Below are 9,608 nucleotides of genomic sequence, written 5' to 3' on the forward strand. Positions count from 1 at the left end.
GTGGCGGCGAGCGCCGCGAGCGCGCTCCCGAGCGTTCGGGCGAGCGCAGCGAGGGCGGGGACCGCGACGGCGAGCGCCGTCGCCGCCGCACCCGCCGCACTGACGATGCCGGAGGCTCGGAAGAGTAGATGAGTCGTCCCCTGACTCGCACGCTCATTGACGATCCGCTGGGCGGCACGGTCAAACTGACCGTGCTGCCCGGCGGTTTGCGTGTGCTGACCGAAACCGTCCCCACCATGCGCTCGGCCTCGGTCGGCGTGTGGGTCGGGGTGGGGGCCCGCGACGAGGCCCCCGAGCTCGCCGGCGTCTCGCACTTCCTGGAGCACTTGCTGTTCAAGGGCACCGCGAAGCGCACGGCCACGGAGATCGCCGAGGTGATCGAGTCCGTCGGCGGTGAGTCGAACGCGTACACCGCGCGGGAGCTGACCTGCTTCTACGCGCGGGTGCTCGACGACGACCTGCCGATGGCCGTCGACGTCCTCGGCGACGCCATGTGCTCCTCGCTGGTGACCCCCGCCGACGTGGAGGTCGAGCGCGACGTGATCCTGGAGGAGATCGCCGCGTCCCAGGACGAGCCGTCCGACGTGGTCCACGAGCTGTTCTCGCAGGCGCTGTTCGGCTCCGGCGCGCTCGGGCGCGACATCGCGGGCGACCCGAAGACGGTGCGCGCGTTGACGAGGGCGCAGATCAACGACTTCTACCGGCAGCACTACCGGGCCCCGAACCTGACGGTGTGCGCGGCGGGCGGGGTCGACCACGGCGAGACCGTGAAGCTCGTGCAGGAGGCCTTCCGGCCGCTGCTGGGCGGCACGGACGTCCCGCGCCAGCGGCGCCACGACGAGGCGGTCCTGCCGGCGCCGCGGCGGCTCCTGGTGGAGCGCCACGACACCGAGCAGGCGCACCTGGTGGTCGGCTGCCGCACGTTCTCGCGGCACGACCCCCGCAAGGACGCCTTCGAGGTCCTCAACAACGTCCTCGGCGGCGGCATGTCCTCGCGGCTGTTCCAGTCGGTGCGCGAGAAGCGCGGCCTGGCGTACACGGTGTACTCGTTCACGTCGTACTTCGCGGACACGGGCATGTTCGGCGTCTACGCCGGGTCCAACCCGGACAAGGTCCACCAGGTCCGCGAGCTCGTCGACGCCGAGCTGGAGCGGATCGCCTCGGAGGGGATCACCGACGAGGAGCTGCGGCGCGGCAAGGGCATGAGCCGCGGCGGCATGGTGCTGTCCATGGAGGACTCCGGTTCGCGCATGAACGCGCTGGGCCGGGCCGAGCTGCTGTACGGCGAGCACCTGAGCCTGGAGCGGGAGCTGGCCGACATCGAGGCGGTCACGTCCGAGCAGATCCGGTCGGTGGCCGCGGAGATCCTGTCGCAGCCGATGACGACCGCGGCCGTGGGGCCGTTCGACCAGAAGGACTTCCGATGATCAAGGTGGGGGTGCTCGGCGCCCGGGGCCGCATGGGCCGGGCGACGTGCGAGGCGGTCGACGCCGCCGACGACATGGAACTCGTCGCGACCGTGGGCCGCGACGAGCCCCTGGACAAGGTCGCCGGTGTCGACGTGGTCGTGGACTTCACGCTGCCGGGCGTCGTCATGGACAACCTGGCCTGGTGCACCGAGCGCGGCATCCACACCGTGGTCGGCGTCTCCGGGTTCGACGCGAAGCGCCTGGACGCCGCCCGCGACGTCCTCGCCGCGGACCCCGAGGTCGGGTCGGTCATCGCCCCGAACTTCGGGATCGGCGCGGTCCTGATGATGCAGTTCGCGGCCAAGGCCGCCAAGCACTTCGACTCCGCGGAGATCATCGAGGCGCACCACCCGCGCAAGGTGGACGCGCCTTCGGGCACGGCGGTGCACACGGCGCGGCTCATCGCCGCGGCGCGCGCCGACGCCGGGCTCGACGGGATGCCGGACGCGACCGAGACCGACCCGCAGGGCGCGCGCGGCGCGGACGTCGACGGCGTCCACATCCACGCGGTCCGCTCGGCCGGGTACGTCGCGAGCCAGGAGGTCCGCTTCGGCGGCCCCGGCGAGCGGTTCACCATCTCGCACGACTCGCTCGACCGGGAGTCGTTCATGCCGGGCGTGCTGCTGGCGATCCGCGAGGTCGTCAAGCGCCCCGGCTTGACCGTGGGCATCGACGACCTGCTCGATTAGATATTTCTCTGCTCACCGCCGGTTGGCCCTTCGGGGTCAGCCGGCGGTCGTGCTTTCGGCGGTCGGCGTCCCGTCCTGCGACTCGGGGGTCGGGGTCTCCTCGGACCCGCCCTGCCCGGTGTCGGTCGAGGTCGACTCGCTCGGGGTCTCCTCGGCGGACGGCGATTCGCTGGCGGAGGCGCTCTCGCTGGGCGTCTCGGACGCGGACTCGCTCGGGGTGGCCGACTCGCTCGGCGCCTCCTCGGCGGTCGTGCCGTCGTCCGAGGGGCTCTCGATGATCACCGTGGTGGTCGTGTCGGGGTCGGCGTTGATGAGCCGGTCCGGGTCGCCGGTGAGGGCGCCGACCAGGTAGAGGGTGCCGATGGTGAGGCCGAAGACGAGGACGCTGGAGACGAGGATCGCCAGCAGGGTCCGCTTGCGGGACGCGGACTTCGCGATGTGGGTCTCGGGTTCGGGGGCGGGGATCTCGGTCGTGGGCTCGTCGCCGGAGGCGTCTTCGGCCGCGGCGGCGACCTCGGGGATCCTCGCGGTGGCCTTCACGCCGCCCGGCTCGCCCTCGGGCTCGAACTCGACCGTGACGGCCGTGCCCTTGGCCGTGCCCTTCGGGGCCATCGCCTGGATCTGGGCCTTGACGCGGTCGCCGGTGCGGCGGATCGCCCGGAGGATGAGCACCGAGCCGATCGCCGAGAAGACGCTGAGGAACGCCGTTCCGGGGATCGTGCCCCACAGGTTCAGCAGTTTCGCGAGGACCGCGCCGAGGACGGTCGCGCCGGCGGCCGCCAGCACCTGTCCGATGCTCAGTTCGAGGCTCGGGTCCTTGTCCTTGTGGCCCTTGCTCTTCGATTGGTACTGAGTCACCCGTCCCCCTTCCTTCGGCGACTTCCGGTGCGCGTGCGTGCGTCACCGCCCCGTGATCGCCAAAGGTTTTCCAGGATACGGGCCGTGCACGCGGCGACTACGGTTTGTGCGCGAAGTAACGGGGGTCAGCGAGCCGTTCCCGTGGAGTGCCGGCGCAGCGCCCGCCACTGCCACAGCCACAGCAGAGCGACCACCACGACCAGGAACGCGACCCCGGCGGCGGCGAACGCCCAGCCGTTGCGCTCGACGGCGGTGGCCCGCAGCTCGTAGTCCTCGCCGGGGGTCATCGTCCAGGTCACGGTGCGCCCGTCGAGCTCCCCGTTGTGGTCGGTGACCGTCGCGGGGAAGTTCACGCTGATGAGGATCTCGGCGTCCTCGAACGCCTCCGGGTCGATGAACCCGGCCGCGCGCAGGTCCCAGTACCCTTCGAGCCCGTACTCGCGGTCCTCGTGGCTGATGCGCAGGTAGCCCCACTCGTCGCCGCCGAACTCGGCGAAGTCCGAGAGCGGGCGGTCGGTGAACGTCGCGGTCTGGCCCTCGAAGCCGTCCTCGTCGTAGAGGGTCCGCTCGGTGCCGGGCACGCCGTCGAGCAGCGCGTCCAGGAACGCGTCCAGCTCGTCCCGGTCCAAGCCCTCGTCCTGCGCCTGCTCCAGGAAGTCCCTGCTCCACGCCGCGGTGAACTCCCCGCCGACCGTGTCGTCGGGCCGCACCTCCAGCCCCAGGTCCAGCCGCACGCACCCGGAGGCCGCGACAACCAATCCGACCGCGGCCGCGCCCGTGAGCACCCGGCGAGCATGTACACCCAGCATGAAGCGAGCCTAAGCCCGAGAATCGGACGAATCAGCGCTTTCGCCCGAAGCACGGGGCGTTTCGCAATGGAGCGCTGACGCTAGTCTGTTCGAAGAGGAGGGCTTGTGTGCGCAGTCGATGAGGCGACCCTGGAGTCGCGGCCGGACCCCGGGCCGGCGCCCCGCAGGCGCGGGAACCCCGTGAAGCGCTGGGTGACCGACGCCGTCGTGCGGCCCTGGTTCGCCCCGCTCGCGATCCTCACCTGCTTCGCCGCCGCGGCCGCCGGCGTGGTCGCCATGAACCCCACCGACGACACCGGCCCCACCAGCTGCCTGTTCAAACTCGCCACCGGCTTCGACTGCCCCGGCTGCGGCGGGACCCGCGCGTTCTACTACGTGCTCACCTTCAACCTGCCCGAAGCCGCCCGCCACCACGTCATGGCCGTCTTCGCCGCCCCGTTCATCGCCTGGATGTACCTCTCCTGGGCCCTCCCGCGTCTCTTCCCCAAGCGCACCTGGCGGCTCCCCACCTTCCACCTCACCCCCGGCCTCCTCACCGTCTTCCTCTCCGCCTGGGGCGCCTTCACGATCCTGCGGAACCTCCCGTGGGAGCCGTTCGCGTTCTTCTACGTCTAGAACCCCTTGCCGCCGAACGCGAAGCGGCCCGGCCGCTCCTGCGCACATGCTCGGCTTGCAAGCTGCGCCGGAGTGACCGGGCCGACCAGTGGGTGTTGAATCGAAGTCTTAGGCGAACGCGCTGGCGCGGTGCAGGTAGATGTCGCCCGACACCGACCGCGCCCGCACCTCCAGGCTCGTCCCGTCGCTCGACGGCGCCGGCGAGGTGTCGCCGGTGGCCAGCTCGGAGGTCACCGAGCCCGCCTTCGCGTCCAGGTCCACCCAGATGTCGGTGCCCGGGACCACGCCGAGGCTGATGCGCCCCGAGACCGTGTTCGCCTTCACCGAACCGGAGCGCAGCGCCCCGAGCTCGATGCCGCCCGACAGGGTGTTCACGTTCGCGTTCGCGTCGAGCCGCTCGGCCGTGATCGAGCCCGCCACCGTCTTCGCGGAGAAGTCCCCGCCGACGTGGTCGGCCTTGACCTGGCCCGACGCGGTGTTCGCGCGGAAGTCCTCGGTCGCGTCGATGACGCTGATCGAACCCGACACGGTGTTCGCCTTCACGCTCGTCGCGCTCTCCACGGTCGCCGACCCGGCGACCGTGTTGATCGAGACCGAGCCGAGCTTGCCGTGGAGGCTGATCGGCGCCGACGTCGTCTTGACCGACACCTCCGAGCGGACCGGGAGCTTCACCGACAGGTGCACCCCGATCTCCTTGCGGAAGAACCAGTTCTGCGGCTTGTCGGGAGCGACCACGCGCAGGTGGCCGTTCTCGAACGACACGCTCGCGAGGTCGGCCGCGTCCGAGTCGCTCTCGGCCCGGCGCTGCGCCGGCTTGATCTCCACCAGGACCGTGTCCAGCTCGTGGGCGGTGACGGTGACCGAGCCGTCGGCCAGCGTGATCGCCGCCGTGACGGGCCCGTCGTGGGTGAATTCGGTGTACTCGTTCATGCTGGGTGCTCCTAAGCCCGGGCGTAGCCGGTGATGCGCTGGCTGTACTTCGCGCCGGCGGGCTGGCCCGAGGTGCGCGAGGCGTGGACCGCGTTGTTGATCGCGCGCACCAGCCAGGCGTTGACCGAGGCGCCGTCCTTGGAGGCGACGCGCTCGACGTCCTCCTTGAGCGACTCCGGCAGGCGCAGCGTGATGCGGGCGACGTCGTCGTCCACGGGCGGCGCCGGCGGCGGCGCGGCCTCGGCGGTCTCGCCGCCGCTGACGCGCAGGTCGACCTCCTTGCCGCGCACCCGCAGATCGACCGACGCCGAGGATCCGGCCTGGTCGAGCCCGGCGGTGATCTCGGCGGCGGCCTCGGAGAGGGCCTCCATGAGCGCCAGGCGCGCACCGGCGTCGAGCGCTTCCGACAGCAGTTCCGCGGTCCGCGCGGCTTCCTCCCCGCCCGGCGCGGCGGCGGCGGTGAGGCTCCGGCGGAGCGATTCGATATACGGCGTCAAGTCCATGACACCATGATGACATCATTTCTGACGTCTGTCAAGCGGCGCGCTGGAGCCGGGGTGCGGCGGCCCGCCACGCGTGCCCCATCAAGAACACGCGCTCCGCTCGCGTAGCCGGGCGCGTGCAGGGACACACTCGCCCGCCGAGTACCCTCAGGGAGTCGAGAACCAGCACTAACAGGCACCGAACACGAAACGAGGGGGAGCGGGGAATGCCCGAGATCGTACCGATGGACGTCCGACTCATCGCCTGGACGCACTTCGAAGCGCCGGACGACGTCCCCTGGGACACCGACGCCGACGGCGGCCAAGCCCTCGCCGAATTCGCCGGCCGCGCCTGCTACCAGTCCTGGACCAAGCCCAACCCCAAGACCGCCACCAATGCCGGGTACCTCGACCACATCCTCCAAGTCGGCCACCTCTCGGTCCTCGAACACGGCACCGTCAGCTTCTACCTCAGCGGCATCTCCCGCTCCCTGACCCACGAGCTGATCCGCCACCGCCACTTCTCCTACTCCCAGCTGTCGCAGCGCTACGTCCCCGAGCGCGACGCGCACATGGTCGAGCCCGAAGTGATCGCCTCCGACCCCGAGCTCCACGAGCGCTTCCTCGCCGCGGCCGACGCCGCCCAGAGCGCCTACGACGACCTCCTCGAAGGCCTGGAGAAGAAGTTCGCCGACGTCAAGAACGGCACCCTGCGCCGAAAGCAGGCGCGCCAAGCGGCGCGATCGGTACTGCCCAACGCCACCGAGACCCGCATCGTCGTGACCGGCAACTACCGCGCCTGGCGGCACTTCATCGCCATGCGCGCCTCCGAGCACGCCGACGTCGAGATCCGGGCGCTGGCCGTCGAATGCCTCAAGCAGCTCAAGGACAAGGCCGCGAACGTCTTCGCCGACTTCCAGATCACGAAGCTCGACGACGGCACCGAGGTCGCCTCCAGCCCCTACGTGACCGAGGGGTAGAGCCGCCTGGCGCACCGCCCGCGGCCCTCCACGGTCCCCGCTCCGAACGCGGGGGCCGGTTCCCGGCCGCGGGCGCACGAAACTTGAGACAGTTAAACGGAACGAGCGGCCGGGCGCAGGCGCCCCCGCCGCCGGAATCAGCATTGGTGAAAGCAGATGCGCAACGCAACGCGCCCCTTCGGGCGAACACTCGCGGCCATGATCACGCCGTTCACTCCCTCCGGGGAGCTCGACGTGCCCGGCACCGCCGCCCTCGCCCGCCACCTCGTCGACGAGCAGGGCTGCGACGGCCTCGTCGTCAACGGCACCACCGGCGAGTCGCCCACCACCACCGACGCCGAGAAGGCCCAGGTCATCGAGACCGTCGTCGACGCCGTCGGCGACCGCGCCCACATCGTCGCCGGCGCCTCGACCTACGACACCCGCCACTCGGTGCACCTCGCGCAGGCCGCCGAGAAGGCCGGCGCGCACGGGCTCCTCCTCGTCACCCCCTACTACAACAAGCCCACCCAGGCCGGCATCGCCGCCCACTTCGAGGCCATCGCCGACGCCACCGACCTGCCCGCGATGCTCTACGACATCCCGCCGCGCTCGGTCCTCGGCATCGCCGAGGACACCTTCGAGCGCCTCGCGAAGCACGACCGGATCATCGCCGTCAAGGACGCCACCAGCGACCTCGTCAAGGCCCAGCGCGTCCGAGTCGCCACCGGCCTCGCCGTCTACTGCGGCGTCGACGAGCTCAACCTCGCCGCGTACGCCACCGGCCAGGTCGGCGTCGTCTCCGTCGTCGCCCACCTGCTCGGCCGCCAGATCAACGCCATGTTCGACGCCTTCGACGACGGCGACACCGCCGAGGCGTCCCGGATCAACGACGCGATCCTCCCCGCCGTCTGCGCCCTCATGGGCCAGGGGCCGGGCCTCGTCGCCGTCAAGTCCGGCCTCGTCTCCGCGGGCCTGCCCGCCGGGGAGCCGCGCCTGCCGCTGCTCCCCGCCGACGCCGACCTCACCGCCCTCATCGCCGCCCGACTCGCCGACCTGAAGGAGGCCTGATGGGCCTGACCCGTCCCAAGAACCTCGGCGAGCCCGGCGCCCTCCCCGACGGCGCCCTGCGGGTGATCCCGCTCGGCGGCCTCGGCGCCATCGGCCGCAACATGACCCTCTTCGAATACGAGGGCCGCCTGCTCATCGTCGACTGCGGGGTGCTCTTCCCCGACGTCGACCAGCCCGGCGTCGACCTGATCCTCCCCGACTTCACGCCGATCCTCGACCGCCTCGACGACATCGAGGCCATCGTCGTCACCCACGGCCACGAGGACCACATCGGCGCGATCCCGTTCCTGCTGGAGCACAAGAACGACATCCCCGTCGTCGGCTCCCGCTTCTCGGTCGCCCTCGTCGAGGCCAAGCTCCGCGAGCGCCGCATCAAGCCCGCCGGGATCGTCGTCGCCGAGAACGAGACGCTCCAGCTCGGCCCGTTCGGCTGCGAGTTCCTCGCCGTCAACCACTCCATCCCGGACGCGCTCGCCGTCGCGATCCGCACCGAGGCCGGCCTGGTGCTCCACACCGGCGACTTCAAGATGGACCAGCTCCCGCTCGACGGGCGCATCACCGACCTCGCCGGCTTCGCGCGCCTCGGCGACCAGGGCGTCGACCTGCTGCTGTCGGACTCCACGAACGCCGAGATCCCCGGCTTCGTGACCTCCGAGCGCCAGATCGGCGCCGTCCTCGACAAGCTCTTCGAGGACGTCAAGGGCCGCATCATCGTCGCGTCCTTCGCCAGCCACGTGCACCGCGTGCAGCAGGTCCTCGACGCCTCGCACGCGCACGGCCGCAAGGTCGCCTTCGTGGGCCGCTCCATGGTCCGCAACATGGCGATCGCCCGCGACCTCGGCCTCATGCAGGTCCCCGAGGGGCTCCTGGTGAGCATGGACGAGGCGGTGCGCCTGCCTTCGGACGAGATCGTCTACATGTCCACCGGCTCCCAGGGCGAGCCGATGAGCGCCCTGGGCCGCATGGCCTCCGGCGACCACCGGCACATCGCCGTCGAGCCCGACGACACGGTCATCCTCGCCTCGTCCCTGGTGCCCGGCAACGAGACCGCCGTGTACGGCGTCATCAACCGCCTGGCCCGCACCGGCGCCACGGTCATCCACAAGGACGTCGCGAAGGTCCACGTCTCCGGCCACGCCCCCGCGGGCGAGCTGCTGTACGTCCTCAACGTCGTCAAGCCGTCCAACATGATCCCGGTCCACGGCGAGGCCCGCCACCTCCAGGCCCACGCGCGGCTCGCCATCGAGTCCGGCGTCCCCGCCGACCAGGTCATCGTCATCGAGAACGGCGACGTCGTCGACCTCATCGACGGCCGCGCCCGCCTCGTCGGGCACATCCCGAACAACCTCATCTACGTCGACGGCCTCTCGGTCGGCGACGTCGGCGAGCCGGTCCTCAACGAGCGCCGCGTCCTCGGCGACGGCGGCTTCATCGCCGCCACCGTCGTCATCGACTCCGAGAACGGCAAGGTCGTCGGCGGCCCCACCGTCTCCGCCCGCGGCTTCTCCGAGGACCCCAAGGCCTTCGACGGCGTCCTCCCCCTGATCGACGACGCCATGGAGCGCGCCGCCCAGGACGGCATCACCGACCCGCACCAGCTCCAGCAGATCCTCCGGCGCACCGTCGGCAAGTGGGTCAACGACACCTACCGCCGCCGCCCGATGATCGTCCCGCACGTCCTCGAAGTCTGACCGACGCTCGTGTATGCGGCGGGGCCGCGCCCTTC

Annotated in this window: 10 protein-coding genes; 6 read left to right on the plus strand and 4 right to left on the minus strand. The window is 71.2% G+C overall.

The genetic code is table 11. The features are described from left to right. Positions 1-128: 128 nt before the first annotated feature. Together DI269_RS15475 and dapB are read left to right on the plus strand one after the other, a co-directional pair. Complete coding sequence (locus DI269_RS15475; protein WP_112137361.1) at positions 129-1,427, plus strand: M16 family metallopeptidase; 1,299 nt, start codon at positions 129-131, stop codon at positions 1,425-1,427. Next, positions 1,424-2,158 (plus strand): 4-hydroxy-tetrahydrodipicolinate reductase, encoded by a 735-nt coding sequence (gene dapB, locus DI269_RS15480; protein ID WP_112137363.1) that lies wholly within the window; start codon positions 1,424-1,426, stop codon positions 2,156-2,158. The genes DI269_RS15475 and dapB overlap by 4 nt, the downstream gene beginning before the upstream one ends. Positions 2,159-2,194: 36 nt before the next feature. Here the strand turns inward: dapB and DI269_RS15485 are convergent, their stop codons facing one another. Together DI269_RS15485 and DI269_RS15490 are read right to left on the minus strand one after the other, a co-directional pair. Continuing rightward, entirely contained in the window at positions 2,195-3,016 is an 822-nt protein-coding gene (locus tag DI269_RS15485) for a hypothetical protein (protein ID WP_112137365.1), read from the minus strand. A gap of 125 nt (positions 3,017-3,141) precedes the next feature. After that, positions 3,142-3,825, minus strand: a complete 684-nt coding sequence (locus DI269_RS15490; protein ID WP_157975013.1) for an LppM family (lipo)protein — start codon at positions 3,823-3,825, stop codon at positions 3,142-3,144. Between the two features lie 105 nt (positions 3,826-3,930). Here DI269_RS15490 and DI269_RS15495 point away from each other — a divergent pair, with 105 nt between their 5' ends. Beyond that, complete coding sequence (locus DI269_RS15495; RefSeq protein WP_157975014.1) at positions 3,931-4,440, plus strand: DUF2752 domain-containing protein; 510 nt, start codon at positions 3,931-3,933, stop codon at positions 4,438-4,440. A 108-nt stretch (positions 4,441-4,548) separates the two neighbouring features. On the opposite strand, the gene DI269_RS15500 is transcribed toward DI269_RS15495, so the two are convergent. Both DI269_RS15500 and DI269_RS15505 read right to left on the minus strand, forming a co-directional pair. Next, the gene (locus DI269_RS15500; protein ID WP_112137372.1) at positions 4,549-5,370 is read right to left on the minus strand and encodes a DUF4097 family beta strand repeat-containing protein; all 822 of its coding nucleotides are present in this window, start codon (positions 5,368-5,370) and stop codon (positions 4,549-4,551) included. 11 nt (positions 5,371-5,381) lie between these two features. Further along, entirely contained in the window at positions 5,382-5,873 is a 492-nt protein-coding gene (locus DI269_RS15505; RefSeq protein WP_112137374.1) for a hypothetical protein, read from the minus strand. Positions 5,874-6,079: 206 nt separating this feature from the next. Here DI269_RS15505 and thyX point away from each other — a divergent pair, with 206 nt between their 5' ends. From thyX to DI269_RS15520, 3 genes are all read left to right on the plus strand, one after another. Further along, positions 6,080-6,832: an FAD-dependent thymidylate synthase gene (gene thyX, locus DI269_RS15510; RefSeq protein WP_112137376.1), complete on the plus strand. Its 753-nt coding sequence runs from the start codon at positions 6,080-6,082 to the stop codon at positions 6,830-6,832. Positions 6,833-6,988: 156 nt separating this feature from the next. Next, positions 6,989-7,882: a 4-hydroxy-tetrahydrodipicolinate synthase gene (gene dapA, locus DI269_RS15515; protein ID WP_112137379.1), complete on the plus strand. Its 894-nt coding sequence runs from the start codon at positions 6,989-6,991 to the stop codon at positions 7,880-7,882. Then, on the plus strand, positions 7,882-9,573 hold the full coding sequence (locus tag DI269_RS15520) for a ribonuclease J (protein WP_112137381.1): 1,692 nt from the start codon (positions 7,882-7,884) through the stop codon (positions 9,571-9,573). The genes dapA and DI269_RS15520 overlap by 1 nt, the downstream gene beginning before the upstream one ends. Positions 9,574-9,608: the final 35 nt, after the last annotated feature.

The organism is Glycomyces dulcitolivorans (assembly GCF_003265355.1).
GTDB lineage: Bacteria > Actinomycetota > Actinomycetes > Mycobacteriales > Micromonosporaceae > Glycomyces > Glycomyces dulcitolivorans.